Here is a 26,196-nt window from a genome sequence, read left to right as displayed (position 1 = left end):
ACCGGCTACCGCGCCGCTTGCAGAATCTCTATCGCCTGGAGCACGTCAGTAACGACATGATCCGCATCATGCTCATGACCCGGCCACGTACCCCGATCGATCCAGACGGTTCGCAGACCCGCGGCCTGTCCCCCGCCGATATCTGCGATGAGGTGATCACCGACCATCCATCCCCCGTCTGCGAGATCCACGCCGCAGCGCTTGGCGGCGATCTCGAACAGGCCGGTGTCGGGCTTGCGAATGCCCTCGATTCCCGAAAGCGCATAGGCGTCTACGGCCTCGACCAGTCCGGTGCGCTGGATCTTGCCGAGCTGATTATCCGCCGTCCCGTTGGTGACGATCGCCACTCGCCAACCCGACGCGCGGAGCTGTGACAGCCCGTCCATCACTTCAGGTCGGCAGCGGACGAGGTACGGCATCCGCTGGCGATAACGGCTCCACAGCCCATCCACCAGCTCGGGCAGGGCGAAGTGGTCGCGGGCCTTGGTGAAGAAGACCTCACGGTGCGGGTAGCCGGCCCGGTCCAGAGCGATCAGCCAATCGACCGCCTCACGCCCCAGACCATGCTCGTCGGCGAACTCTCCGGCCCACACCTGGAACGCCTCGTCCAGGTTGACGAGGGTGTTGTCCAGGTCGAAAAGCGCGAGTGGCTGCACGACAACCCACCCTAATCAGGTCGTCACCCCGAACTTGTGTGGTGCGAGGATTCCTCACGCAGTCAGAAACCGATCTCAAAGACTGGCAGCTCAGAACGTCAGGATCTTATCCGTCATGGTGGCTGACCTGCGGTTACTGTCTGATGCCCCTGATGAACTGCACTTTAGTGTTCACCGGTTCTCATCGTTTCGTGCTGCTTCTCATGCCCAGGTGCCCTGAGTGTGCCCTGTCCTCGTACAGAAGGAGCTGAGGATATTGGGAGACTCGCTTACCAAACCAACATTCCTGGATCGGTTCATCACTCACACAGGCCAAGTGCCCTGCAACGTCTGAATGCTAAGTATCAAATTCAGGCACAAATGGCCGCGCGGCAGGTTGCGGGCCACCGGCTCTTATCCGGCTCGCAATGGTGTCACGAGGGTGTGCGGCCTTAACCCGCTCGCTTTGGGCATTGGCTTGCTGTTCCAAATCGGTCAGCCAGAGCTCTATCAATCCGAGCAGGTGTTCCATCCTCCATGCGGCCCGTCTCTTGCCCTCCTGGTCATTGAGTATTACAGGCCAGTGTCCGAGAGCGCCCCGGTCCAAGAGAGCCCGGCATTCACTAACTATTTTAGCTAGGCGGGCAACTTCCTTTTCGTCGGCTCCGCTTTTCCACCGCTCCTTCATGAAGCGAGCCATAGCCCCCTTAGGGAGGCGTTTCTCCGATGGAGTAATACCGGACAACTGGTTGACCATTCCCGTGAATTCCTGATCCGTGTCAAAGAAAGTCGCATCTGGCTCCATAGTGAAGCTATTCTTATTTTCCTCGGGCGCCAAAAGGTAAATGATCAGAAGAAACTCTGCCCCTTCGAACAAAGGCTTGGGATGCCACTCCCGAAGTTTCGCCTCTAGGTCTAGTAGTCGCCGCTCGGCCTGCCGTTGCCGGGCCGCCAGCAGGTCAGCGGCGGCATTGGCCCGCAAATCTTCCAAATTAGTGAGAGTGATGCTCCGTCCCGTCGCCATTTGCAACGCCCCGGATTGGAAACCAGTCTCCGACATCAGCAAGCCGCGGTCAGCGCCAAGGTCCTCGCAGATGGCGATGAGCGCGGCGACCTTCTCCTTGCCAACTCGGCTACGCCATAGCTTGCACTCAACCACCCATAACACGCACACGCCCGCGACAGTACGGCGAGCGGACACATCGACCGCGTGAGTCGTTCCTCGTCGGGAGGCGATCTTCTCCTCAACCTGGGTATCGAAGCCCAACTCTGTCAGGAGATCGGCGACGTCATGCTGATACTGCCGCCACGATGGTGTTCCCCGCATCGATATTCCTCTCTATCGCGCCGATCCGTACAGTTATTGGCCCCCGGTTCTATCCACGGCCCTGATCACTCTGTCTTAATCTACATTCATGAGTCCGATGTCGAAATTGCATGGTAGCTTGACTGCCTGCTTGCAAACAGGAGCCGGTCACGACGTAGAAGGCTATTTGCCCTGCTCAAGTGGTGGGTGCGGGCCAGTGACGTGTAATCGCGTAAGGCAGCGTTGCTGTATCCCGCTGCTGTACGTCACGTACGTGGACACAACCCGGCCGATAAGTGGCGATTAGAAGGGCGGCTCGTCCGGCAGAGGTTTTGCAGTCGGCCATGCCGAACTCGGAAGCGGAAGGTTCGTTACAACAAATAGATTGAGAATGTCCTCTCGATCCATGAACATGATCTGGCTCCTCTTTGAAGCGTCCAAAGCATTGCCCAGCCAGTTCCGAGCCGCCTTCGTAATCTCGCCACCGGCAATAATAAATGCATGGTCGACAAGAACACGCTTGCCAATCTCGGGGTCAAATATCTCGTGACCAAGCATCATTAGTGCTTGATTATGAATTTCCGCGATGTTTGCGTTTCCAGTCTTGCTGACTCCTGAAGAATCAAGTTTCCCCCTCTTCGCTTGGATCCCAAAGTAAAGGACATGTTGTGTAGGAAGGACGTACTTCATCCACACGTCCTTGCCATACTCAAGAGCCTTATCTTTGTGGCCAGCAGCGGTGATGCGATGGAAGCCCAACTGGCGGAATAATGGGAGTAAAACTTCTTCGATCAACGAGTCTTCAGACGCAGTCTCAAGGTACGCAAGCAATTGCTCACGCCGCTTGAGTTCCGCATCCGAAAAAGGGCGATGCGGACTGGGCGGCGGCGCAGCAACGGCATTAGTCGCTATGTGTCGGAGGTAGCACTGCTTATCCGTACCATAGAATGCCTCGAAGCCCTCACGCTGAAGTGCAGCATTTAAGAGAGTCAGAGCTCCCGGCCGACGCGACTCCTCATCCTTAGCATCTTCCTGATCCATAAGCCTGCGAATAACTCGTAGAAATGTTTCAGGAAGAGCATTTACACCTGGTCGCGGCTCAGCAAGTATCTCAGCGAGAACATCAGACACCCAAAACTTGCGCGTCGATCCGTCGTGCCGATATTCGGTCTCGATTTCCTGAAAGAATTCAGTCAGATAGTAGCTGCTTCGATAAACAAAGAACGGTTCTGCATCCGGAGCGTTTCCGCAAATCATGTCGGCTATCTGGCCGATCGTTTTCTTCCTGAACTCCACAACGGCCCCTTGTATCGATCAATGAACAATCCCTAGAGCACACGCAAGGTCGCGAGCCTCGTGCGCTGCTTCCCCTTTACATAACAAACAACGCCGTAGCTGGCTTCGGATGCTAGGAGCAAGATAGCCGAGATGTTCGACAGATTGAGGGCTGTACGCCAACAAAGCCGATCAATCACGGCTTCAGTGATGAGTAGCAGGCCGTCAGTGTTGCTGTCACCGGAGATCAAAAAGCCCCAGGCCATGATCGACTCAGAGCATTTTCGCTGCTCAGATGATGTGATCAGGGGCGAGGTCGAACCGCCGACCTTCCACTTTTCAGGCGGCCGACTGCCCTAGCGCCGATGACCCGAGACGAGGTCAGCGGTGGCGAATGACTGCCGTTTCGAGCTCCTGGTGGCTGACGTTGTCGTCAGCTCGCATCACCTTAACCATGGCGGCCGTCCTGAGTACCAACGAAAGAGAGGATCGGCGTCCGAGGCGAGGCTCGAAATCAGCGATCCGTACAGCCTAGGCAGCAGCGATCTGGGCTGTTGTCTTCAGCGATGGACCTCGTGAACTGACCACTTCTTAACATAGCTGTACACATGCATCACTGCGTAGGGTTTCTCGTAATCACGCGCGAAGGCGCTCGACATCCGACATAATGCACGCATGGCATCTGATATAACTCCCAACTCCCCAAACCTTAGCGATCGTCAGGAAGAAACTGATGCGGCCCTCGGATATATGGTCCGAAACGCTGCAATGGTGGAGTTCTTTCTTGATCAGGCCATTCGACGCCTGATTAAAAACCCGTACACACCCCTTGTGACTGCCAGCCTATCTGCATCTGGCAGTTTGGATGTAATCAAGCGCATCGTTGAAGCAGGACCTTTTAGCGACGAGGCAGCACAGGAGATGACGGTGATAATAAGTCAATGCCGCACGGCCTTTCCTCAAAGGAACCGGCATGTTCATGGGCTTCGCGTCATAGGAGATGAACGGGATGTGACCTGGACCAAGAATCGCAAGACCGGCAGCCTAAATCAGGCATCTTTCGAAGTCGACGAATTGCGAAATCTTGGTCGAGAATTCTCTCGTATAGCCGGTTCGATCCTCAACTGGTCCAGCTATTATCTGGAGGGAAAGCCAAGGACCGGTCGTCGCGAAACACAGAAACGAGAATCTGAGAATTAGGGCACGCCTTGAATATAGGCGACTACCGCCAAACGATCCGGAAGCAGTAGATTGGCTTCCGTATGAGGCGGACGGGCGAAGTGGCGGGATTAGGTGGGGCGGGACGCATGTCAAGAGCACAGGATGCTGCGTTGTCCACGCGCGCCACGCACCCACCGCTTCCCAGCACGCTCGACCAGCCCGGTCATCCAGTGGCAAGGACCGACGAAGTCGGTCCGCGGCAGCCGATCGCCCCAGCCCCTATGGCGAGAACCGAAGCCGGCGATCGTCACGGCCTCAACCCGATCACTAGATGAGTGAAACGGAGAGCTGTGGTCGGGCGCTGGCGCTGCTGCTCGGCCGTGCATCCAGCTTATTCTCCTTAATCTGATGAGCCACCGGAATCAAGGACATCGAGCAGTTCGCCAAAGTGACCAAAGACCCAGTTATCGATCATCGATGGATACGCTTCGACGAAGAATCTTGGCAGAGGCTCTTTTGGTTCTTCGATGCCGTGACACCACTGCGAAATAATGTTATCTCCATGCGCCAGATCTGTTACGGCAGCACGCAGGCGAATTATGTGATCCAGGATTTTATTGCTTCTTGCAACCCACATCGCCCCAATCGCTACGCCTTCGTGAGCAATGAAATTCCGAGCCTTCCGCGCTTTGTCTAGAACATCGATATCCTCGGAGTCGAAACCTCCCAACGTGTGTTGGGTAAGGTCCTTCAGCGTAGCCCCCAGCATTTTTTCTCTAGGAAGCGATGAAATTGCCTCTTGTAGGCTCAGAACTGGATCATCTTGCACGACCGAAATGAGATTCGAGATTCTTAACACAAATTGGCATTTCGACTCGAATTCGTTAGCCAGATAGAGCGCTCGTCCAGCCGATAAGAATGTCGCATCAAGCAATTCTGGCTCACGAGGCTTAAGGCGGCTCAGTGACCAGCTCATGGCGTGCAAGCTTAGCGGTGTTTATGCTGATTGGTGCGCCTTTTCTTCTGGCCCGTCCTACCTGGTGACTGGGCGCGTGGGCGGTGCTGGCCGCGACCGGCCGAAGAGCCGCAGCGCGGCCAGCGACCGCCCACGCGCGGGACGCCGCAGGCGGCACGCGCCTTGAACTTGTAATGAAACTTGTCGCCGATCAGGGGTGCTTCGTGTGTTCTGATCACCGGGAGCAGAGCGCTCTTACCGAAGATCACGGGAGTTCCCGCAGTTCAAGACCTTGATCATCGAGAACGCAGGGCCGAGAGGCCGGTTCAAGCGGCTAGCGCGAACCTGTTGCCTGAAGCGATGTCGTGGTGGCAGGAGATCGGTTGTTCGAAGGTGATGCCCGACAGGTGACGCCGGAGCACGTCGCAGACCAGGGCCATCATGACCGCCCGGTTGCGCCGCGCGTAGTCCTGCGCCCAGAACAGATCCCTGCGGTAGGCGTCCATCTGCGGCGTGCCCCCGACGAACACCGCCAGATTCCGATCCGGCAGATCCTGGTTGTGCGGCAGTCGCTGCGCCTGCCCGATGTGGAACTCCGCCAGCTCCTTGCCGATGTTGCGCGATCCCGAATGCAACACCACCCAGACCACACCCTCATCGTCGGCGCAGACCTCCAGGAAATGGTTCCCCCCGCCCAGAGTGCCCATCTGGGTCTCCGCGCGCTCCCGCTTCGGATGCACCGCCGAGGCCAAGCCCTCGAAGTCCGCCCAGAAACCCGCCCAGTCAGCGGTCTTGAGCCCATGCAACTTCGTCGGATCGACCGGCCGCTGATGCTTGCCGAACCCCACCGGAACCGCCTGCTCCAACTTCGAACGCAGATACCCCAGATCATCCGGCAGGCTGTCGGCCTTGAACGAGGTCTTCACCGCGGTCATCCCGCATCCGATGTCCACCCCGACCGCCGCCGGCGACACCGCATCCCGCATCGCGATCACCGAACCCACCGTCGCACCCATCCCGTGATGGACATCCGGCATCACCGCGACCCCCTGCACCCACGGCAGGTTCGCCACATTGCGCAACTGCTGCATGACATTCGACTCAACCTCGGCCGGGTCGGCCCACATGCGGATCCGCACACGCCCGCCCAGCACCTCGTTGTACGACATCCCCACATCGCCTCCCTCCGGCCGGCAGACCTCCCAACAAGGCCAACACAAGGTCAATAACGCCAGACCCCCACCCCACCCCGCAACTCAATAAAGATCCCCCGCCCACCGCACACCGCCTTTGAACAGCCTCGATACCTCTTCACTTTCAAAACGCCGAATCCCATTCCCTGTGCTGGATTCCTTTCACCACCGCCATTGCCCAGCCCCGCCTTGATTGAGGATCACGCGGTATGGAAACGCCCGGAGTGCTGTACGTGGTCGCATGCGCCGCTCCGCCCGCGGCCGACCTCGCCCAGCACGACGGCTGGCAGGTGCACGTGGTCACCGCACCGATGGGCGCCCGCTTCGTCGACACCGAGGAACCGAAGCGGCTGACCGGCGACCGGGTCCGCCCCTGCACCTCCTGCGCCCCGTCGCCAAGCGCAGGCGGCGGGGCTCTGGCATTTGCCAACTCATCAGAGGGCGGTTCGCGAGTTGACGTCCTTTTCGTCGTTGAGGTTAGGTAAGGCGGGCTGGTCAGAGACTCGCTGCCGGGCTACGGGCGCGGTTGAGAGAACAACCCCGGCTCGGTCTCGACGAGGATGCCGCAGCGGACCAGGCGTTTGAGCTTGGAACGGATGTTCTCGGTGCTCTTCGACACGATGGGCAGGTCCAAAGCCTCACACAGGTCGCGAGCGCGCAGGGAGCCGCCGACGTTGGCGAAAACGGCCAGAATCTGCTGGTAGGCGGGGTGGTCCGGTAACACGGGAGGTGGTGCGATCGATTCGGCTTCGTCCTGGTCAGCGAGCCAATCCCTTGCCGGCGGGGTTGCCTTCGATGATCTCATAAGAATGTGCCAGGCTGTCGGGCATGTATCTCGACCAGCGGCTGGTAGATGCGGCGATCGATCAGATGGACCGTCGATGGCCCGCCGACGAGCAGGGCGGTGCGGCGGCTGTCTACCTGGACGACGGGGAAATCCTTACCAGCGTCGGTTTCGACAATCTGAACGGTGGAGTGTCCCTCTGCCAGGAGACCGGAGCCATCTGCCAGGCGTACACGCTGAACCGGAAAGTCACAGCGTCGGTGTGCGTCTGCCGGATTCCCGGGCGCGAGCAGATACTCGTTCTTCCCCCATGCGGCATCTGCCAGGAGCGTCTGGCCCTGTGGGGGCCTGACGTCGAGGTCGGTGTGCCGGACCGAACCAGCCCCGCCGGGTGGTGCGCCCGCACTCTGCGAGAGGTCAACCCGTTCTATTGGGGATCGCAGTTCACGGACGACGGCGCCTGGCCTCCTCCCCAACTCCACTACTCCTGACATCCTCGAGAGCGCCGTTCACATCGCGTTTCGGCGGCGAGTCGAGGGCCAAGCATCTGGCGGGCGGCGCCAAGGAGCTGTGCCTCGACGACATCGACTCGGTCAGGCGCGACGTCGAGGCCCCCGACGACCTACGCGCGGCTGTCCTCCTTGGCGTCGGCGTCCACACGGCCGCCGTCGTCCGTGAGCTTGAGCTTTCGTACGGCGGGAGCCAGCACGTAGGGTAGGTGGGCCGCCGCGGTGCCGAGGCAGGCGATCCACAGGAGCTGGTGAACGGTGATGGCCTCGCCCAGCAGCCCGCCGACGAGACCGCCGAGCGGCAGCGAACCCCACATGATGAAGCGGAGGCTGGCGTTCATCCTGCCACGCAGGGCTTCTGGGCAGATCGCCTGGCGGTAACTGCCCTGGGCGATGTCATTCATGACCGCGACCAGGAAGACGAGCGCCATGCCGATCGGGTACAGGGCGAGCCGCCAGCCGGGTCCCGTGAAGGCGACGATCACGAAGAGCGGCAGCATGAGGACGGCTGTGCCCCAGATCGTGGGGCCGTGACCGAAGCGGGCGATCACGCGTGACGCGAGGAGCGCGCCGAGCAGGCCGCCCGCCCCCGCGCCCGAGACCATCAGGCCGTAGCCCGCCGCGCTCACGCCCAGCTCGTTGACCAGGTACAACGGCTGGACGATGGCAAAGATGCCGCTGACGAACATGTTCATGGCGCCGACGAGGCCGATCAGGCGCAGGACGGGGTGGCCGAGCACGTAGCGCAGGCCCTCCATCAGGCTCACGCGCCCCCCGGAGGGGGTCTCCTTGGCCTTGACGGTCGCCAGCAGGGTGGCGGAGATCATGTAGCTGACCGCGTCGACCACGATGGCGATGGGCGCCGTGAGCACCTGCACGAGCCAGCCGCCGAACCCCGGGCCGAAGAGCACGGCGAGGCTGCGCACGGACTCCAGGGTTCCCATGCTCTTGGGCAGCTGCTCCTTGGTCACGATGGAGGGCAGGAAGCTCATGTGGGCGACGTCGAAGAAGGCCGTGCCGATGCTGACGATCACGGCGACCGCGTAGAGCTGCGCCAGCGTGAGCGCGTCGAACAGCGCGGCGATCGGGATGGAGGCCAGGGACACCGCGCGCAGCACGTCGGCCGTCACCAGGATGGGCTTCCTGCGCAACCGGTCCACCCACACGCCGGCGGGCAGCCCGAAAAGGAGGAAACCGATCATCTGGGCCGCGCCGAGCAGGCCAAGCTCTAACGGGCCCGCGCCGAGCACCAGCAACGCGACCAGAGGGAGGGCCACGCGCGTGACCTGGGTGCCGGACTGGCTGAAGCCGTCGGCGATGACGTAACGACGGAAAACGGGGGGCATCTGATCTACCCTATTAAAGCTCCGACGTGGGAGGAGCCCACCGCGGCCCGGGAGAAGTCGAGGGCATCGGCCGCACGCAGCCTGGCCAGGAGCACCTCGTGCAGGCGTTGCCAGAGGCCGGCCCTGTTCCACTCGTTCAGCCGCCGCCGGCACGTCATGCCCGAGCCGTACCCCATCTCTTGGGACAGGTGCTCCCAGGCGATGCCGGTGTAGAGCACGAACAAGATGCCCTGCAGAGCGAGGCGGTCATCCAGCCGCTTACGTCCTGGCCAACGGGCTCGACGCTGATGTTCGGGCAGCAGTGGTTCGATGACCGCCCACAACTCGTCGCTGACCTCCCAGGGCTTCAGCCGCGCCACCTGCCCACCCCTCTCGCCGTTGTCATAGCGAGAGATCAAAGCACAGCAGAGCCCATTCTGTTGGGCGCTCTCAAGCGGTCATGGCTAGCAATACCGACTACCGAGAAGACGGCAACGGCTTCTACGCCCGCCACGCCCAGCACCTGGCCGCCCGTCATCAAAAGACCCTGGAACGCCATTACCAATCCTCCTCGCAATTAGGGATCGGGCGTGCGGCGTGGCTTGGGGCTGGCTGAAGGCTTTCGCTTGCTTGATGGACGGGTCCACCTTCTGAGCCAAGATGATCACTGCATCATTCACTCCGGCGGTTCAATTGAGGTCGCCTTGCGCCACGCCTCCGCGACCTCCGAAGGGTTCTGCTGATAGAGGTTACGGAGGAGCATTATTGCCACGCGGACGAGATCGAGCAAATCCCGCTCTACAGCGATCTGGAGACCTTTCATAATTAATTCAAGGCCCTCCTCAAGTTGTTCTGATTCACTTAGCAACTGGCCGTTGACAACGCAGCTGGTGGCCAGGTCCACCGAGTGAACCTCAGGGTTGGCACGAGCAAGCGTGCGCCTGACGTCCTCCGAACGCCGCCCGCCGGTGACCGGGCTCGCGCTCGACGTGCGGCGGGAGCGCTCGACGTGCGGCGGGAGTCTGTCCTCCCTTGCGACAAGCGGCGTAACCAGTTGCCGCGGTGCCCGTCACCGTGACCGCGACCGTCGACGGCCCACGCCGGTGTCGAGATGAACCGTCGATTCGACATGCTCGAATGCCCGGTGAGGAATCCGTCGATCAGCCGGGAAAGTCCACGAATCAAAACCCTTGACAAGGTGTATCGCATTTATAAAGGCTGTGATCACGTAACAAATCGAAGAGGATTCGAGTTATTCGAATGGTGACACAGGAATGCCGACGATGAGGAAGTCGTCGAGTACGACCAAGGCGTTCGAGCCGCTGGAGACGGTGGCGTCCGCAGGCACAGCTTCACAACCCTCATCGGCCAGGACGTGACGGCCGCCCTGGTCGACGACTCGACCGGAAGCACGCTGACGAGTGCGACTCACGGGTGACGCGTACGTCTCGCACGAACTCTCGGCACCTGTCGGGTCCGGTGCGACCGCGACCCTCGTGCTCACCGATGGTGGCGGGAAGGAGTTACCGCGCGCGAGCGTGACCGACGAGTGAACCGAACCAGCGCACATCGGCACCCGTGACGGGGGCCGCGCCTCACGCGCGGCCCCAAGGCCCGGAGCGGCACGAACGGACGCCTTGCTCAACGAAGAAGGAAGCGCAATGAGAGCAACAACTCGCAATCGCAGACGTCGCTCGGCCGTGGCGGCCCTGAGCGTGATCACCCTGGGGGCATCTCTGCTCCTCGCCGCGATACCGGCCGCGACGTCGGCCGCCGCGGACGGGCCCAGCGCCTCGATCATCTTGGGCGAGGTCAACGAGGAGAACGGTCTCCGCCAGATCGAGCAGGGTGACGGCACGACCGCACCCGTGACGGTCGGCGAGCGGAGCGCACGCAAGACCGTGCAGACCTCGGCACCGGCGCAGCACATGTACTTCCAGGTCGACGACGCGGTCGCCTTCGATGGCGCGTTCGTCGCGTGCCTGCAGGTCGAGTACTTCGACGAGGGCGGGGCCACATTCCGCGTCCAGTACGACTCGACCAGCAGCGCGTACGCCGGGACGGGTTCGGTGAACCGCACCGGGTCGAACACGTGGAAGACGGCGGGCTTCGAGCTGATGGACGCCCGGTTCGCCAACCGCGAGAACGGCGGCGCCGACTTCCGCGTCGAGGCGGGCACGACCGGGGTGACCTTCCACAGCGTGAAGTTGGCGATCATTCAGAACGACGACGGCGTGACCCCGCCCTGCGCGGCCGCCGATCCCGATCCGGAACCCACCCCCATTCGCTGGAGGCTCAAGTACGACGAGCCGTTCAGCAAGAAGATCCGCACCGAGGCCAGCCCGTGGGTGCTCGACGACTACAGCGATCCGGTCGACGACTTCAACGACGACAACGGCGACCTCTACCGCCTTCAGCTCGGTCCCGAGTTCGACGCGTCGATGGCGACCATGCGGACCTACCGGCAGGAGACCGAGTTCGGCAAGGACGGCTGGCTCACGGCGTCCCTCTCCACGCGTGAGAGCGGCGGGCGGGTCGACGACAGCTACACCGACCCCGCCGAACGTCCGTCGATCTCGACGGAGAAGCTGGACACCGTAGGCGCCGTCGCCAAGATCAACGTGCCTAACTACACGGGTGGCGCGATCATCCGCAACACCGAGCCGCTGCCGAAGTACTACCGCATCGAGTACGAGCTCAAGACGCTCGACTTCGGCGGCCTGCGTAACGGCTCGCTGTTCTACGACGGCAAGTACAACGGGTACACCCTCGGGGAGTGCAAGACGTTCTACCCCTGGGTCGGCGACCCGAACGACATCGACCCGGCCGACCCCTGCGCCACACACTCCGTGCGGGAGGACAGCAACGAGGCGTACAACGCGTTCCACTACATGTCGATCCTGGACTTCCCGGCGATGCCCCGGAACCTGGCGATGTACCACTGGCACCGCAAGGTGCTGATGGACCAGTTCAGCCCGGCCCCATCCCGGAACACGAACGGCTACGACGTCTGCAACTCGCTGACCGGTGAGAAGTACCCCTGGGACCAAAGCAACAAGACCACGGTGAACATGCTCTACTTCACGGGTTCACTCGGTCAGTCGCAGACGTTCGTGACGAGCTGCGACCGTCGGCCGGTCTCCGGCGTGCAGAAGTCGGCCGTGGAGCTGCAGCCCGAGCTGATGCCCCACAAGGACTACGCGTTCGCCATCGAGCGCACCCCGGCGGGTTACACGATGGAGGTCAGCGGCGTCTTCAAGAACGTCGGCAAGCAGACCTACCGGTTCACCCGGGGCTTCATCGACGACGACGCCGGCGTGATCGGGGCGAACGTCCCGATCTTCCACTACAACGTGGACGCCGGCGAGTACAACGGCCAGTTCAACACGTCGCACACCGCGCAGGGCGCGTTCGGCTCCAAGACGTGGGACAACCAGTGGCCGGCCGGCTCGGCCTACCCCGACTACTTCGTCATCGGTGAGCCGTACACGAACGTCGGTGAGGGCCAGGCCCGCATCGACAACATCCGGCTGTACGTGCCGAAGAATTAGGCACGGGAAGGTCGCGGTCGAACTGACGCAGCCGCGCCCCTGGGACCTCAGACTGCACCCAGGGGCGCGGCCCGCGCTCCGAATTCACGCGATCCTTCATTTCGAGTCTTCGATTAGTTCGAATCATCGTCAACCAAAGTTGCGTTGACAGTCTGACCAAAGAGCGGCCCCTGTCCAGGAAGCCGTCACCCTCTACGGAATCGTCGTGCGGGTTCGGGGGCTCGTCGAGCCGATGCTGGCCCGAGCCGTGAACCACCTCCCACCGGCCCCGGGGGGCGGTGCATCTTCGAACCGAAGTGGGACGGCCTCCGAGCGGTCGCCCTGGTGGGCGATCGTGGTGAGGTCGAGCTGCGGTCGCGGCGCGGAGCCCGCCTGGTGTGCTCGCTGACTCCCCTCGACCCTCCAACCTGCCGGCTTCACAGACTCGTGATCCTTTCCCCGGTGAAGTCCTGTCGTCCAAAGGCGACCCACGCCTGAGCCGCCGCTCGATGATGGCCGGAGGTCCGCGAAGGCTACGGACGCCTGTCTGTCAGCGGAAGCCGGAGGACGAACCGGGCACCACGCGGTGAGTCTTCGATCGTGAGGGTCCCGTTGTGGGCGTGGGCGATGTCGCGCGAGATGGCCAGGCCGAGCCCTGTACCTCCCGGCTCCCTGCGCCGGCCCTCGTCCAGTCGGACGAAGCGCTCGAAGACGCGCTCTCGATCCTGCGGCGCGATTCCAGCACCGTCGTCGCACATGATGATGACGGCCGAGCCCTCCACCCGTCCCACGGTGACCTCGACCCTTTTGTCGGCGTGTCGCCGGGCATTGACCAGGAGATTGTCGATGACCCGGATCAGCTGGATCCGGTTGCCCAGAACGTTCACATCCCGGCCCGCGTCGACGTGGACCGGCACGCAACCCGCCATGGCCGTCACCTCCTTCATCACCAGCGCGCCGACATCGACCGCCTCGTACGCGGCCGGCCCTCCGGCTCGGAGCCGAGCCAACACCAACAGGTCGTCGACGATCGTCTCCAGCCGATCGGTGACCGCCAGCGCCTCCCTGATGGTCTCGTGCGGGTCGACGTCGGCGGGGTAGAGCACCGCCTCCTCGAGCCGGGCGCGGAGACCGGCAAGCGGCGTTCTGAGCTCGTGAGAGGTGGAGGAGGCGAACCGACTCTGCTCCTCGAACATGTCCGCGTTGTCCACGGCGAGCCCGGCTCGGCTGGCGATGTCGCCGATAAGGGACAGATCGGCCGAGTCGTACACCGGGGAGGTCTCGTACCGGGCCAGGGTGAGCGCACCCAGCACCCGGCGCGGCGTACGCAGCGGCGCGACAATGAGCGAATGGGCGCCCAACTCCTCGTACGGTCGCCGCCGCTGGACACTGCACTCCTCCGGGTCGACTCGCTCGGCCAGGTCCTCAGGGCCGAACAGCACCGCGGGACCGCCGCGCAGCACTCGCGCCATCGGCGCCTGGGAGGTCTCCGGAAACGCCGGAAGCGGCTCCTCCCACTGCTTGCACTCGACACCGCTCCGGCCCTGCTTGACCACGACCGCCACCCTGTCCACCCCGTCGCCGCTGGGGCCGAGCAGGTCGATTATCGCCCAGTCGGCCAGCCGGGGCACCAACAGACGAGACAGCCGCCGCAGTGCCTCATCCACCTTCAGGGTGGAGGCCAGCACGGTGCTGGTCTCGGCCATCAGCGACAACCGGTCGGTCAGCTTCTCCAGTGCCGCCAGGGCGGCCGCCTGCTTGTGTTCCACGGCCTTGTGCCGCGACAGGTCGTAGAACAGGACCACTGAGCCCATGTCCTTCTTCGCGCCCAGTGGGAGCGGAGCCGCCATCACGCCCACCGGGACCAGGCCTCCGGATCCGCGAGTGAACCACGCCTCCTCGCTGCGGACGTACACCCCCTCGGAAAACGCGGCCAGAATCTGGCAGTCCTCCCGGGGGACCGGGCTTCCGTCGGCGTTGCGGTGCAGCAGGTCGTGGGGATCAGCCCCGATCAACTGCCGTGCGGGACGATCGAGCAGCCTCTCGGCATACGGATTGACCAGGAGGATCTTCCCCGTATGGCTGACCACGTACAGACCCACGCGCAGACCGTGGAACAGGGCTCTGACGAGTTCCTCGCTGAACCCATACCTCGCCCAGTCCTCCAGGTCGTCGCCGGCCGTCATGGCGGCCCCCCTTACCCACCACCTGTCCAACCCGCCCAAACGGCGAACAATCCCTTAAGCGTATGTATCTCGAAAGAGACTGTTGTGTGCGCCGGGGAGATACTTCATAGATCGTTTTTGGTCCGCGAGGAGCGTCCCCATTACGTCGAGCCGCGGCCACACCGACCCGGCGATCACCCTGCATGTCCACGTCCACGTCATCCACGAGCAAGCAGCGTCCGCCGCCGGCAGTTCAGGCCCCCGATCACCGAGGTCACGGTGCCGAAAGACCGGCTCAGGCGGCTGGCGCGAACCTGTTGCCTGAAGCGATGTCGTGATGGCAGGAGATCGGTTGTTCAAAGATGACGCCGGAGCACGTCGCAGACCAGGGCCATCATGACCGCCCGGTTGCGCCGCGTGTAGTCCTGCGCCCAGAACAGATCCCTGCGGTAGGCGTCCATCTGCGGCGTGCCCCCGACCAACACCACCGGATTCCGATCCGGCAGATCCTGGTTGCAAGGGCACGCGGCTCATCACCGTCGATGGCATCGTCTACCGCTGGCGTGTCCGCCACAAGCCGACCTACGACCAGGGCAACAGTTGGAGCCCGCTCAGCTTCGCCGTCGAGCGAGCCGAGGAGCCGGGAGGCGTTCTTGTGGTGTCACTCCCCTGCGCCCGGCCGGACAACTGGTTAGGAGAGCGAACGATCGAATCAGCCGAACCAGCGAGAAAACGTCACTGCGCGGTCATACTGCCGCCGTGGCGGCGCAAACTCACCCTTGTAGAACTTGGCCCGACATAACGGACACAGCGGACACGGTCGCCCACTGGCGGATCATTTGGAGTCATCTTGGGAAGTTTCGCTAGAAGGAATTTCATCGCCGGGCTCGCCCTGGTCGGCGCGGCCGCGGCGGCGGCAACCGCGCAGGCGGCACCCGTGGCGGCGGCAACCGTGCACGTAGCGCCCACGCACGCGGCACCCGCGCAGGCGGCCGAGACGTGGAAGCTCATCGGCAAGGACGTGTTCACCGGCGAGGCCGAGAGCTCGCGCGGCCAGGGCGTCACCACTGACGGCACTCACTGGTACTTCTCCAGCAGCAACGGGCTGGAGATCACGGACATGCGGTACAACACCACCTTCAAGAGCTCGCCGGCCATTCCGTCCGCATTGGCCAACCCCTCGCCGCTCGCCTACAAAGGCCTGAACCACATCGGCGACATCGACTACGCCAACGGCAAGCTCTACATCTCGCTCGACACCAGCACGCGCGATCCGATTACCGGCGGCCGCTACGACACGCCGGTGTTCGCCGTCTACAACGCCCCCGATCTGAGCTTCACCGGCCAGGCCGCTGCCCTGAACCCGCCGCACGGCGTGCAGGACATCGCAAGCTGGGTGGCCGTCGACGCGGACAAAGGCCTCGCCTACGGCATGGCCTATGGCAACGCGACGGAGATCGCCGTCTACAACCTGTCCGACTGGACGTTCAACAGATACATCCCGCTATCGCAGACGGTCGACCAGGCCCAGGGCGGCAAGATCCATGACGGCTGGATGTACTTCGCCTCGAACGACGCGGGGAAGAACATCTCCCGCGCCAACCTGACGACCGGCGAGGTCCAGGTGCTCTTCAATCTCAAGGTTCCCTACGCTCAAGAGGTCGAAGGCCTGTCGTTCCTGGAGACACCGGACAGCCTGACCCTCAACATCCTCAACCGGGAGCAGCCGGATCCGAACGGTCCCAGTAACGTCACCTTCTATCACTATCGGCTAGAGGTGCCGGGCACGCCGGTCATCGAGGGCTCGCCGAAGGTCGGCGGGTTCGTGACGGCCGACCCGGGCAAGTGGACCCCGGATGCGAAGTTCAGCTACCAGTGGCTCGTGAACGGCAAGCCGCTGGCGGGCGCGACCGGGTCGCGGTTCCACCTCATTGGGAAGTACCTCGGCGACACGGTGACCGTTCAGGTGACCGGCACGTGGGCCGACGGGACGTCGAGCACCGTCGAGTCCGGGCCGATGACGGTCGTGACCGGCTCCGGCGCGAAGAAGTGAGGGGTCACGACGTAGGCTGACCCCCGTTGTGGTGACGCAGCCGAGCCGCGCTACCGGTGCGTCGCGGCCGAGTTCGAGCGCCGCATCCTGAGTCGCACGTATCCGCCCGGAGCGTTCCACCCTGTTAGCAAGAAGTCCAGACGATCTAGAAAACACGAAGGCCCCCGATGGCGTAATGCCTGTTCAGGGGCCTTCTTGCATGTGTGCGGCCGGAGATACTCGAAACCCCGACCTTCTGGTCTGCCCTGTGGGCCGTCCGCTCAGCCGCCGGCGGCCGCCTTCTTGATCAGCTCGGTGACGGCCTCCGGCTGGGAGATGTAGATGGCGTGGCTGCCGGCGACTTCCGTCACGGTGGCGCCCGCGCGCTCGGACATGGCCCGCTGAGCCGGTGGCGGGATCATCCGGTCCTCGGTGGCGACCAGGTACCAGCTGGGCTTGGTGCGCCAGGCGGCTTCGGTGATGGTGCCGCCGAGTGCGCCGACACCCCACGGCACCTGCGAGTCGGCGAGAAACTCGGCCTGCGCGGCCGGCAGGTCGCCTGCGAAGGCGGCGTGGAACTTGTCCCGGTCGAGAAAGAGGAACCCGTTGACCGGAGGCAGGATCGGTGCCACCGGCGCGCCCGGCGGTGGGTCGGCGATGAGCGTGTTCACGGACTCGCCACTGTCGGGCACGAACGCAGCGACGTAGACCAGCGCCGACACCTGCGGGTGGTTCCCGGCCTCGCTGATGACCGCGCCACCGTAGGAGTGTCCGACGAGCACGGTGGGACCGTCCTGGCGGTCCAGGATCAGCCGGGTGGCCTCGGCGTCCCCGTCCAGCGACAGCGTGGGATTCTGGACGACGCTGACCCGATAGCCGTCCCGCTTGAGCAGGTCATGGACGGACTGCCAGCCCGATCCGTCGGCGAAAGCGCCGTGTACGAGCACGACGTTGACCGCGGTGGAACTCATGATGTTGCCTCCTTGACAGCGTTATTTCGGTGAAACTAGCTGGCGTCACTGGACGACCAGTGAATATTTCGTTGATCGACGCCACGGACGGTCGTTGAGGGGCTCGGATCAGCTTCGCCGTAGAACGGCCGATGGTCGCGGACGGCGGCGTGCCGGATGGATTACGCCATGCCTTCGCGTGACGGGGCTAAGCCGTGGTCTTCCCGACCAGCGAGATCAGCTCGACCGCGGCCGGTCCGGAGAAGGGCCGGGTACGTCGGTCTGCGACTCCAGGACTGTCGTCTACCGCTCAGGGGCTGGGGACGGCTGACCGCCGATCGTCATGGTGACGCGCACGAACTTGAGGAGGAACGACCCGGCTCTCACTGACCGGTTTTCGATGTGGGCCGTGAGTGGACACTCCAGAAGTGGAAGGCCAGTCCGATGCCCCAGAAGACGATGGACCACAGGGGCCAGAAGAAGTGTTCCGGGTCGTAGACCCGCCACACCACGACCTGGGCCAGATTGGCCAGGACGTAAAAGAGCAAGTGAATTCGCAGGCCCCATCTCCGGGCGCTTTCGCTTTTTGCCGATCTCATTCCCGAAAGCTAAATCGGCGTACTTGACGACGACTGAGTCGCTCGTTCAGTGATCGTCAAGTGCCTGGGTTCTACATTGAACCCGCAATCGAGGTGCGAACGCCATAAGTTGAAAAGGTTGACATTGATGACGACTCGTAGAGCGGTGCTGGCCGGATCCGCCGCGGTCGCGACCAGTGCCCTGCTGGGAACGACCGAGGCGCAGGCACGCCCCCGGCCGGAAGCCGAGCCCAAACCCACCGTGGTCCTTGTGCACGGCGCGTTCGCCGACGCCTCCGGCTGGAACGACGTCGCCGCCCGGCTCATCCGCGAGGGCTATCCGGTCATCGCCCCGGCCAACCCGCTGCGCGGCGTGGCCTCCGACTCCGCCTACCTGGCCAGTGTCCTCGCCACACTCAAAGGCCCGATCGTCTTGGCCGCGCACTCCTACGGCGGGATCGTCGTCACGAACGCCGCGGTCGGCAACCCGAATGTGAGAGCGCTGGTCTACGTGGCCGCGTTCGCCCCCGATAAGGGTGAGTCGCTGCTGGGCCTGCAGACGAAGTTTCCGGGAAGCAAGCTCAGCGAGGCGGCGCTGGACTTCCGTCCCTACGGCGAGAGCCTCGTCGACGGATACATCAAGAAGGAGTTCTTCCGCGGCGTTTTCGCCGGCGATGTGCCGAAGGCGACCACCGACCTGATGCAGGCGAGTCAGCGTCCCGCCGACACGCGCACGCTCGGGGAGCCGTCCGGCGCCCCGGCGTGGAAGACCATTCCCTCCCACTACCTCATCGCCCGGAACGACCAGGTGCTCCCCGCCGCGGCGCAGCGGTTCATGGCGCAGCGGGCCGGGTCTCAGGTCCGCGAGGTCGGCGCCTCACACGTCGCGATGATCTCGCAGCCCGCCGTGACCGCCGACCTCATCAAACGCGCCGCGCGCTGACACCTCGGAGAAGACGTCGATGCATACTCGCGCCTATGAAGGCCAGTGCGCCGTCGAGGAGAAACGGCACATCTCCGCCGAGTCGCCCGTCGGCAACCCGAAGCTGACTCTGTTCGCGCTGGCGCTGGGCACCTTCGCGATCGGCACCGGTGAGTTCGGCAGCAACGGCATCATTCAACTCTTCGCCACTGATCTGGGCGTGTCGGTCCCGGCCGCCACGTACGCGATCACCGCCTACGCCTTCGGGGTGGTGATCGGCTCTCCGGCGATCACCCTGCTCGCCGCCCGGGTCAACCGGCGCACGCTACTGCTCGGCCTGGTCGTGCTCTTCCTGGCCGGCAACGGGCTCTCCGCGCTGGCACCGAACATCGCGCTGCTCGTCGTCTTCCGGTTCGTCGCCGGCAGCGTGCAGGGTGCGTTCTTCGGCGCCGGGGCCGTCGTCGCCGCGTACGTGTACGGCCCGGGCAGGGGCGGCAAGGCGTTCGCCACGGTGATGGGAGGACTCACCGTCGCCACCATCGCCGGGGCACCGCTCGGCACCTTCATCGGCCAGCACGCCGGCTGGCGCGCCATGTACTGGACCGTGGTCGCCATCGGCCTGCTCGCCGGCGCCGCCCTGGTGGCCTGGCTGCCCCGCACCGACGACCTGCACGGCAGTCCCGTCAGGGACGAGCTGAACGGCCTGCGCCGGCTCAACGTCTGGCTGATGGTCACCGTCGCGGCGCTCGGCATCTCCAGCATCTTCGCCGTCTACACGTTTATCGGCCCCTTTGTCACCGACGCGGCGCTGCGGGACGCCGCACTCATCCCGATCGCACTCGCCGTCTTCGGCCTTGGCATGGCCGTCGGCAACCATCTCGGCGGACGCGTCGCCGACCGATACGAGCACCGCGGTCTGATCTGGGGCTACGGCGGTGTCCTCGCGCTCCTGGTGGTGATCGGCGTGGCCGGCGGCAACCTGCTGATCTTGCTGCCCTGCCTGTTCGGCGTCGGCGCGACCATGATGCTCGCGATCCCCACCATCCAGGTCAGGCTGACCGGCTTCGCGCCGGACGCCCCGACCCTGATGGGCGCGCTCAACCTGGCCGCCCTCAACCTCGCCAACTCTCTCGGTGCGATCGGCGGCGCGATCACCCTCGAAGCAGGCTGGGGAACCCTGTCCACCGTCTGGGCCGGCTTCGTCCTCACCTCGGCCGGTCTGTTCCTGTACGTGCTGACCATCACTCGGAAGAAGCGGGCACCCGATGTCGCACGGTGACCGTGCGGCGCAGCGCGGGCCGGCGTTGAACGACGAGCGGTTCCGCCGGCTCGCCGACCAGGCCCTCGCCGAGCGCGATGACATTGCCGAGGTGCTGCCCGCCTCATACGAGGAACAACAATCGCCGACCTGCAAAAGTGCTGCTTAGCTCATTCTGCTAGGACTTCTATGGCCCCACGGCTATCTTCCGAGCTCCAAGCGGCCCGAAGTCATAGATCGTGTTGTTCACCTGCAGCCCGTCGATCGCGCCGATGAAGGCGGTGTCCATGCTGAACCCAAGGCTCAGTGTGATCACCGCGTTCGGCATCGCGGTCTTGAGGTCGTCGAACGAACACGGAGAAGCCAAAGTGCAGTTGATCAAGACGCCCGTCGCCCCGGTGGCATACCACTGGTTGCCGGCTGCGCTGGTGTCGTACTGCTGCCAGGTGTTGGGCAGCCGGGGGCTGGGAGCCGACGGGCTGACAGAGGTATCAGGCAGATAGATCAAGGTCGCGTAGCTCGCCGAGCCTACGTTGGGATCAACCTCTATGCTCAGCCTTGGCACGGAGACCTCGTCCGGAGAGTTGGTGCCCGCGAACGCCCAGTATTTCAGAGTGGTGAGATCACTGATCGACAGCTCCGCGAAGTCCGTCTCGTTGCCGAAAGTGATCTTGTCTGGGCTGTCGCCGACGATGATTCCCAAGCTGCCGACGCCATAGGGCGGCGGTACGGTGGCCGAAGAGTCACTGGCAGGGTCTCGACCATACGGGCCAACACGATAGACAGCACTCGGCCCACCCTCTGATTCGCGGCCGATGACGCCCCACCTATCGTTGCAACAGATGGCCGACCCAGGAGGTCCTTGAGGTCCCGTTTCTCCCTGCGGTCCCGTCGCACCGGTCGCCCCCGTTGCGCCCGTTGCGCCTGCAGGTCCCGCCGGCCCTGCAGATCCCGTCGCACCCGGCGCCCCTGCAGGTCCCGCCGGCCCCGTCGCACCCGGCGCCCCCGCCGGCCCTGCAGGTCCTGCTGGTCCTGCAGATCCCGTCGCCCCCGTTGCGCCCGTTGCGCCTGCAGGTCCTGTCGCACCCGGCGCACCCGCTGCCCCTGCCGGTCCTGCAGGTCCCGTCGCACCCGGCGCCCCCGCCGGCCCCGCAGATCCCGTCGCACCGGTCGTCCCCGTTGCGCCCGTTGCGCCTGCAGGTCCCGCCAGCCCTGCAGATCCCGTCGCACCCGGCGCCCCTGCCGGCCCCGCCGGCCCCGTCGCACCCGGCGCCCCCGCCGGCCCTGCAGGTCCTGCTGGTCCTGCAGATCCCGTCGCACCGGTCGCCCCCGTTGCGCCCGTCGCCCCTGCAGGTCCCGCCGGCCCTGCAGATCCCGTCGCACCCGGCGCCCCTGCCGGCCCCGCAGATCCCGTCGCACCGGTCGCCCCCGTTGCGCCCGTCGCCCCTGCAGGCCCTGCAGATCCCGGCGCGCCGGTCGCTCCCGCAGGTCCCGGCGTACCCGGCGTACCCGGCGCACCCGTAGCGCCTGCGGGCCCCACTGGTCCTGCTGGTCCTGCTGGTCCTGCTGGTCCTGCAGATCCCGGCGCACCGATAGGTCCTACCGGTCCTGCAGGTCCCGTCGCACCCGGCGCCCCTGCCGGCCCCGCAGATCCCGGCGCGCCGGTCGCTCCCGCAGGTCCCGGCGTACCCGGCGTACCCGGCGCACCCGGCGCACCCGTAGCGCCTGCGGGCCCTACTGGTCCTGCTGGTCCTGCAGATCCCGTCGCACCCGTTGCGCCCGTTGCGCCTGCCGGTCCCGTCGCCCCTGCAGGTCCTGCAGGTCCTGCAGGTCCTGCAGGTCCCGTCGAACCCGTTGCGCCCGTTGCGCCCGGCGCCCCTGCAGGTCCCGTTGCCCCTGCAGGTCCCGTCGCACCGATAGGTCCTGTCGGTCCAGCAGATCCCGTAGCACCCGTAGCGCCTGCAGGTCCCGCTGGTCCCGTCGCGCCGGTCGCTCCCGCAGGTCCCGGCGTACCCGGCGTACCCGGCGTACCCGGCGCACCCGGCGCACCCGTAGCGCCTGCGGGCCCCACTGGTCCTGCTGGTCCTGCAGATCCCGTTGCGCCCGTTGCGCCTGCCGGTCCTGTCGCACCGGTTGCTCCCGCAGGTCCCGTCGCCCCTGCAGGTCCTTCAGGTCCTGCCGGTCCCGTCGAACCCGTTGCGCCTGCAGGTCCCGCCGGTCCCGTCGCACCGATAGGTCCTGTCGGTCCAGCAGATCCCGTAGCACCCGTAGCACCTGCAGGTCCCGCTGGTCCCGTCGCGCCGGTCGCTCCCGCAGGTCCCGGCGTACCCGGCGCACCCGTAGCGCCTGCGGGCCCCACTGGTCCTGCTGGTCCTGCTGGTCCTGCAGATCCCGGCGCACCCGTTGCGCCCGTTGCGCCTGCCGGTCCCGGCGCGCCGGTCGCTCCCGCAGGTCCCGTCGCCCCTGCAGGTCCTGCTGGTCCTGCAGGTCCCGTAGCACCCGTAGCGCCCGTTGTCCCTGCCGGTCCCGTCGCACCCGTTGCCCCTGCAGGTCCAGCAGGTCCAGCAGGTCCAGCAGGTCCCGTAGCACCCGTAGCGCCCGTTGTCCCTGCCGGTCCCGTCGCACCGGTCGCTCCCGCAGGTCCCGTCGCCCCTGCAGGTCCTGCTGGCCCCGCAGATCCCGTCGCACCCGGCGCCCCTGCAGGCCCCGCCGGCCCCGTCGCACCCGCCGGTCCTGCAGGTCCAGCAGATCCCGTCGCACCCGGCGCACCCGTAGCACCCGTTGCGCCCGTTGCGCCCGTTGCGCCCGTTGCCCCTGCAGGTCCCGTCGCACCCGTTGCGCCCGCTGGTCCCGTCGTGCCCGTCGCGCCCGTCGCTCCCGCAGGTCCCGTCGCACCGATAGGTCCTGCCGGTCCCGTTGCTCCTTCCGGGCCTACAGGTCCTGGCATGCCGGTCTCTCCTACGGGGCCTTCTGCGCCCCGAGGGCCATGTAGGCCGGTTAGACCCGTTGCGCCCCTCGGCCCTTTCCTGCCTTTCGGTCCGCGCGGGCCATGCAGGCATACGCAAAACTCGTTCCTGCACCTACATGGCTTGCAGCACCTCTTCCGGCAGTGCCCTCCCGCATAGACGTGTGGCTTTCTGGAGACGGAGCCAGGAGGGCAAGCCAGAACCGACTCATCCTCATTGACTTGTGCGACCAGCTGAATACTGCTCAGTTTCTCCTTGGGTACGTTTGCCTGCATTTGGAATGACGCGGCCGAAAAAACGCCAATGAGAATCACCGTAACGCCTCGATTTCGAGCGCGCCTGCTGGGCCGTGGAGTCACGATGCGCCTGCTATCGGTGAATTTCATGTCATTCCGTGTCGTTTGGGGTCCTGAGGGGGGGCCTCTGTGACGCATGGATGGTGATCATGAGATACCCGATAAGTGCTTCAACTTGACCACTGAATCGTAAATTAAGAATATGGCGACAGGAAAGCGGCGAAGAGCAGCCCATTGAGTTTATGTTCATGTGCATAAGGACTTTATGTTGCGATCTTCGATCTGTGGGTCATTAAATTCATAGTGAAGGCTTTTGTATATTTTGTGGGGGAAGATGGGGGGACCCTAGAGCTCGTCGGCGACCATTGCGTTCGCAGAGGGTGGGCGTGACGAGCAGGCCATGCGCCCCGCTGTCGTCGACAGCAGCCTGGCTGGAGGCTCGCTGCCACACGTTGGCCCGCATTCCTCCAGCAGGCAGAATCCCTGGGAGTCGACAGCCTGGATGAAGGCCGGCGACGTGCTGCCATCCAGTTCGATCGTGCCGGGGAATACGGCGACGATCTCGTGTACGCCTTCGGGGAGGGGGGCGACGGTCAATTCGGCGTGGCCCGTGCCATCGAGCTGGGCTGTGCCCAGGCTCACTCCGTCGCTGAAGAATTCGACCGGGCCGGTGGGAACGATCCCGCTCGGAGATCTCACCGTCGCGGTGAAGGTGATCGGGCTTTGCTGGCTGATGGCGCACGACGAGTTCACCGTGGTGGTGGTGGACCTGTCGAGAGGACCCGCGCAGGTAGACAGGGTGATGGTGTTCGTGTCCAGCGTGACGGCGCCGTTGAGAGCCAGGGTTCGACCGTTCACGGTCACACCGCTGCCCACCGTGATCGAGGTCAGCGCGAGAATGTCGCCGACGAAGTCGGTAGTGGTTCCCAGCGTGGCCGAGCTGCCTACCTGCCAGAAGACGTTGCATGCCTGCGCCCCCCCGATGAGGGTCACCGTGCTGGCGGCCGCGGTGATGAGGGTGGAGGCGGTTTGGAAGATGAAGACCGCGTTGGGGTCGCCCTGGGCGTCAAGTGTCAGATTTCCCGTGATCTGAAATGTGCCCGCGGCGGAGTCGTAGACGCCGGGGGTCACGGTGGTTCCACCCAGCTCTGTCGGGATGGTGGCGTCAGGAATGCGAGAGGCGGCGTCGTTGTAGGCGGCGAGCAGATCCGTCTGAGCCTGTGCGGCGGCGGCGTCGGCGGCGTGGAGTGCCCCGATCAAGATGCCGGGCGGGAAGCCGGTTACCACAGAGCCCGGGCTGACCCCCAGATCTCCGGTGACGATGGTGGGCCCGGTGTTCGTGACAGTGGCCCCGCCCAGGACTGCGAAGTTCGCGGCCGTGCCCAGCGTGACCGGTACCGCCAATGCGTTCGCGGCACAGGGTGTCGCGGCGATGCTTCCCGTCGCGATCAGGACCGTGAGGACCCATGCCAGCAAGGAGCGAACGATGTTTTGTGATACAAGGCGGGGGCCACCGGCGTCTGTCATCAAACTGCTCTTTCCCTTTAGTGCGGATCAGTCCAGGCGCATCATCAATGACGCCTCATATCCTCCAACCTTACTAATCAGCACTTTGGTTCATTGCCATCCGACATGCGGGAGAAAAATAATGGGCGTCATTTCTTGAAAAAGGGTGAGATCGCCATATTGTCTGGCAGTGCTTTTAATCTCCCGAGCGCTGAATAGCGTTTGTTCCCCGGCATGTCGTCATGAACGAGTCAACATACTCTCGAGGTGAGAATCGACCGCCCAGCGATCGCTCATCCTGCACATCGAACCGCGCAGAGGGGTGAACCGAGGGAGACCATCCTGCCGAACGAGGCCGCACCGAACCTGCTGTCGTGGGCAAGCGACATCGAGGCAGGCGCCATCGAGCAAGCCGCACGCCGCTCGGCTGCCTTTCCTGGCCGGCCATGTCGCTCTCATGCCCGACGCGCGTGTACCAACCGCCATGATCAGGTACTGGACAGCGCGGTCAGAGGGTGGTGGACGGTAGCCGAAGTGAGTCCCTGTGTGGGGACGCCGCTGTCACCGCATTCCTTCGGAACCATGATGGGCCACACCGCATGATCGTCAAGAGATAGCATCCTCCGCGATCAGGCTCGCAACTGGTTCGTGCATGTAAGCGTCCGCCCCGGCCCGGGTGCCCGTTACCGCAGGGAACGGCCTCCCGAAGGGCTGGAGACCTACCGGCTGCAATTCTGGCCCGCACAGCCCTCAACTTCTGTCCCATAGCCAGTTCGAGATCGTCCACAGGTGTCAGAAAGTCCTGCTCAGAGCCATTCCACGCTTGATCGTCTTCTGCGGATGTCCACTC

General features: G+C 64.3%; 22 protein-coding genes and 3 pseudogenes. 9 read left to right on the top strand and 16 right to left on the bottom strand.

The annotated features are described in order from the left end of the window. Positions 1-5: 5 nt before the first annotated feature. The 3 genes from DKM19_RS15545 to DKM19_RS15535 form a co-directional block, all read right to left on the bottom strand. On the bottom strand, positions 6-656 hold the full coding sequence (locus tag DKM19_RS15545; RefSeq protein WP_110696302.1) for an HAD family hydrolase: 651 nt from the start codon (positions 654-656) through the stop codon (positions 6-8). A gap of 337 nt (positions 657-993) precedes the next feature. Then, positions 994-1,962, bottom strand: coding sequence for a restriction endonuclease (locus DKM19_RS15540; RefSeq protein WP_110696301.1), 969 nt, complete (start codon positions 1,960-1,962; stop codon positions 994-996). Between the two features lie 282 nt (positions 1,963-2,244). Then, the gene (locus DKM19_RS15535) at positions 2,245-3,237 is read right to left on the bottom strand and encodes a hypothetical protein (protein ID WP_110696300.1); all 993 of its coding nucleotides are present in this window, start codon (positions 3,235-3,237) and stop codon (positions 2,245-2,247) included. Positions 3,238-3,891: 654 nt separating this feature from the next. Here DKM19_RS15535 and DKM19_RS49465 point away from each other — a divergent pair. After that, positions 3,892-4,416, top strand: a complete 525-nt coding sequence (locus DKM19_RS49465) for a hypothetical protein (RefSeq protein WP_162641519.1) — start codon at positions 3,892-3,894, stop codon at positions 4,414-4,416. Positions 4,417-4,777: 361 nt separating this feature from the next. Here DKM19_RS49465 and DKM19_RS49460 read toward each other — a convergent pair whose 3' ends face one another. Continuing rightward, the gene (locus DKM19_RS49460; protein ID WP_162641518.1) at positions 4,778-5,353 is read right to left on the bottom strand and encodes a hypothetical protein; all 576 of its coding nucleotides are present in this window, start codon (positions 5,351-5,353) and stop codon (positions 4,778-4,780) included. Between the two features lie 320 nt (positions 5,354-5,673). Then, positions 5,674-6,501: pseudogene (locus DKM19_RS15530) on the bottom strand (RtcB family protein); the annotation flags it as partial. A gap of 233 nt (positions 6,502-6,734) precedes the next feature. Here DKM19_RS15530 and DKM19_RS15525 point away from each other — a divergent pair. Then, positions 6,735-7,010 (top strand): hypothetical protein, encoded by a 276-nt coding sequence (locus DKM19_RS15525; RefSeq protein WP_110696299.1) that lies wholly within the window; start codon positions 6,735-6,737, stop codon positions 7,008-7,010. A 29-nt stretch (positions 7,011-7,039) separates the two neighbouring features. Here DKM19_RS15525 and DKM19_RS15520 read toward each other — a convergent pair whose 3' ends face one another. Further along, the gene (locus tag DKM19_RS15520) at positions 7,040-7,249 is read right to left on the bottom strand and encodes a MarR family transcriptional regulator (protein ID WP_110696298.1); all 210 of its coding nucleotides are present in this window, start codon (positions 7,247-7,249) and stop codon (positions 7,040-7,042) included. A 104-nt stretch (positions 7,250-7,353) separates the two neighbouring features. On the opposite strand from DKM19_RS15520, the gene DKM19_RS15515 reads away from it, so the two are divergent. Then, the gene (locus DKM19_RS15515) at positions 7,354-7,800 is read left to right on the top strand and encodes a cytidine deaminase (RefSeq protein WP_110696297.1); all 447 of its coding nucleotides are present in this window, start codon (positions 7,354-7,356) and stop codon (positions 7,798-7,800) included. Positions 7,801-7,931: 131 nt separating this feature from the next. Here the strand turns inward: DKM19_RS15515 and DKM19_RS15505 are convergent, their stop codons facing one another. The 3 genes and pseudogenes from DKM19_RS15505 to DKM19_RS15495 all read right to left on the bottom strand — a co-directional run bounded on the left by DKM19_RS15505 (position 7,932) and on the right by DKM19_RS15495 (position 10,047). Continuing rightward, positions 7,932-9,164, bottom strand: coding sequence for an MFS transporter (locus DKM19_RS15505; protein ID WP_110696296.1), 1,233 nt, complete (start codon positions 9,162-9,164; stop codon positions 7,932-7,934). A gap of 14 nt (positions 9,165-9,178) precedes the next feature. Next, positions 9,179-9,514, bottom strand: a pseudogene (locus DKM19_RS15500) (transposase); the annotation flags it as partial. A 305-nt stretch (positions 9,515-9,819) separates the two neighbouring features. Next, on the bottom strand, positions 9,820-10,047 hold the full coding sequence (locus DKM19_RS15495) for a hypothetical protein (protein ID WP_110696295.1): 228 nt from the start codon (positions 10,045-10,047) through the stop codon (positions 9,820-9,822). A gap of 757 nt (positions 10,048-10,804) precedes the next feature. Here DKM19_RS15495 and DKM19_RS15490 point away from each other — a divergent pair. Continuing rightward, a complete protein-coding gene (locus tag DKM19_RS15490) occupies positions 10,805-12,694 on the top strand; it encodes a hypothetical protein (RefSeq protein ID WP_162641517.1) in 1,890 nt (629 codons plus the stop codon). A 512-nt stretch (positions 12,695-13,206) separates the two neighbouring features. Here the strand turns inward: DKM19_RS15490 and DKM19_RS15485 are convergent. Then, on the bottom strand, positions 13,207-14,859 hold the full coding sequence (locus tag DKM19_RS15485) for an ATP-binding protein (protein WP_110696293.1): 1,653 nt from the start codon (positions 14,857-14,859) through the stop codon (positions 13,207-13,209). Between the two features lie 310 nt (positions 14,860-15,169). Further along, positions 15,170-15,359, bottom strand: a pseudogene (locus DKM19_RS15480) (RtcB family protein); the annotation flags it as partial. Positions 15,360-15,688: 329 nt separating this feature from the next. On the opposite strand from DKM19_RS15480, the gene DKM19_RS15475 reads away from it, so the two are divergent. Next, positions 15,689-16,891: a hypothetical protein gene (locus tag DKM19_RS15475; RefSeq protein ID WP_110696292.1), complete on the top strand. Its 1,203-nt coding sequence runs from the start codon at positions 15,689-15,691 to the stop codon at positions 16,889-16,891. Between the two features lie 260 nt (positions 16,892-17,151). On the opposite strand, the gene DKM19_RS15470 is transcribed toward DKM19_RS15475, so the two are convergent. Continuing rightward, positions 17,152-17,841 carry an alpha/beta fold hydrolase gene (locus tag DKM19_RS15470; RefSeq protein WP_110696291.1) on the bottom strand — a complete coding sequence of 230 codons (690 nt, stop codon included), beginning with the start codon at positions 17,839-17,841 and terminating at the stop codon, positions 17,152-17,154. Between the two features lie 362 nt (positions 17,842-18,203). Continuing rightward, positions 18,204-18,419 carry a 2TM domain-containing protein gene (locus DKM19_RS15465; protein WP_110696290.1) on the bottom strand — a complete coding sequence of 72 codons (216 nt, stop codon included), beginning with the start codon at positions 18,417-18,419 and terminating at the stop codon, positions 18,204-18,206. Between the two features lie 127 nt (positions 18,420-18,546). On the opposite strand from DKM19_RS15465, the gene DKM19_RS15460 reads away from it, so the two are divergent. Genes DKM19_RS15460 through DKM19_RS49455 form a run of 3 tightly spaced genes read left to right on the top strand, consistent with a single transcriptional unit; the run spans position 18,547 to position 20,747 of the window. Continuing rightward, positions 18,547-19,341 carry an alpha/beta fold hydrolase gene (locus DKM19_RS15460; RefSeq protein WP_204358809.1) on the top strand — a complete coding sequence of 265 codons (795 nt, stop codon included), beginning with the start codon at positions 18,547-18,549 and terminating at the stop codon, positions 19,339-19,341. A gap of 19 nt (positions 19,342-19,360) precedes the next feature. Beyond that, complete coding sequence (locus DKM19_RS15455; RefSeq protein WP_110696288.1) at positions 19,361-20,599, top strand: MFS transporter; 1,239 nt, start codon at positions 19,361-19,363, stop codon at positions 20,597-20,599. Further along, positions 20,586-20,747 carry a hypothetical protein gene (locus tag DKM19_RS49455; RefSeq protein ID WP_162641515.1) on the top strand — a complete coding sequence of 54 codons (162 nt, stop codon included), beginning with the start codon at positions 20,586-20,588 and terminating at the stop codon, positions 20,745-20,747. The genes DKM19_RS15455 and DKM19_RS49455 overlap by 14 nt, the downstream gene beginning before the upstream one ends. A gap of 18 nt (positions 20,748-20,765) precedes the next feature. Here the strand turns inward: DKM19_RS49455 and DKM19_RS51665 are convergent, their stop codons facing one another. Beyond that, a complete protein-coding gene (locus tag DKM19_RS51665; protein ID WP_239514588.1) occupies positions 20,766-21,281 on the bottom strand; it encodes a hypothetical protein in 516 nt (171 codons plus the stop codon). A gap of 206 nt (positions 21,282-21,487) precedes the next feature. Between DKM19_RS51665 and DKM19_RS51660 the strand changes: the two genes are divergently transcribed. Continuing rightward, positions 21,488-22,102, top strand: a complete 615-nt coding sequence (locus DKM19_RS51660; RefSeq protein WP_239514269.1) for a hypothetical protein — start codon at positions 21,488-21,490, stop codon at positions 22,100-22,102. A 210-nt stretch (positions 22,103-22,312) separates the two neighbouring features. Here the strand turns inward: DKM19_RS51660 and DKM19_RS52725 are convergent, their stop codons facing one another. Then, entirely contained in the window at positions 22,313-23,473 is a 1,161-nt protein-coding gene (locus DKM19_RS52725; protein ID WP_305000310.1) for a hypothetical protein, read from the bottom strand. Between the two features lie 712 nt (positions 23,474-24,185). Beyond that, complete coding sequence (locus DKM19_RS15445) at positions 24,186-25,367, bottom strand: ice-binding family protein (protein ID WP_110696287.1); 1,182 nt, start codon at positions 25,365-25,367, stop codon at positions 24,186-24,188. Positions 25,368-26,196: the final 829 nt, after the last annotated feature.

The organism is Streptosporangium sp. 'caverna' (genome assembly GCF_003203775.1).
GTDB lineage: Bacteria > Actinomycetota > Actinomycetes > Streptosporangiales > Streptosporangiaceae > Streptosporangium > Streptosporangium subroseum.
Note: the sequence above shows the minus strand (reverse complement) of the source record. Positions and strands in the feature narration are given on the sequence as shown.